1 protein-coding gene is annotated in these 877 nt (G+C 70.9%); it reads left to right on the top strand.

The genetic code is table 11. The annotated features are described in order from the left end of the window. The coding region (locus LZ604_RS35485; protein WP_234520355.1) for a transposase at window positions 1–877 on the top strand (877 nt) is incomplete at both ends.

The following is an 877-nucleotide window of genomic DNA, read 5'->3' as shown; positions in this document are numbered from 1 at the left end:
GTCGACGGCCGGATCGTGCTGGCGGTGGATGTCTCCACCTGGTTGCGGCCGGACGCCGGGACCAGTCCCGACCGGCTGTTCTGCCACGTCTACGGACGCGGCCGCAGCAAGGACCAGTTCATCCCGGGCTGGCCCTACTCCTTCGTCGCGGTGCTGGAGTCCGGCCGCACCTCTTGGTGCCGCCTGCTGGACGCGGTCCGGCTCGGCCCGGCCGACGACACCGTGGCGGTCACCGGCGCCCAACTGCACGACGTCGTCAAGGGGTTGATCGCTGCGGGCCACTGGAGCGAGGGTGCACCCGAACTGCTGATCGTCGCAGACGCCGGCTACGACCTGGCCCGCCTGGCCCACCTCCTGGCCGACCTGCCCGTGGAGGTATGCGGCAGACTCCGCTCGGACCGCGTACTGGCCCGCGACCCGGCACCGCACAACGCCCGCCCCAGACCGGGCCGCCCGCGCATGCACGGCGCCCCGTTCGCCCTGGCCAGACCCGCCACCTGGGGAAGTCCGCAAACCGAGACCCGGACCAACACCACACGCTACGGCTTCGCTACCGTCCAGGCATGGGACCGGCTCCACCCCCGGCTCACCCGCCGAGCGGCGTGGATCACCGACCAGAATGCCGAACTCCCCATTCTGCACGGCCTTGTAGTCCGCCTGACGGTCGAGCGCCTGCCCGGCGGACGGGATCCTGACCCGGTATGGCTGTGGTCCTCACACCCCGGGGCCGACCCCGGCCACGTCGACCAGCTATGGCGTGCCTACCTGCGCAGATTCGACCTGGAACACACCTTCCGCCTGCTGAAGCAGACACTCGGCTGGAACGTGCCCAAGCTCCGGGACCCGGCCAGCGCGGACCTGTGGACGACGCTGATCA

This window comes from Streptomyces glomeratus (assembly GCF_021462825.1).
GTDB classification, from domain to species: Bacteria; Actinomycetota; Actinomycetes; order Streptomycetales; family Streptomycetaceae; genus Streptomyces; species Streptomyces glomeratus.
Note: the sequence above shows the minus strand (reverse complement) of the source record. Positions and strands in the feature narration are given on the sequence as shown.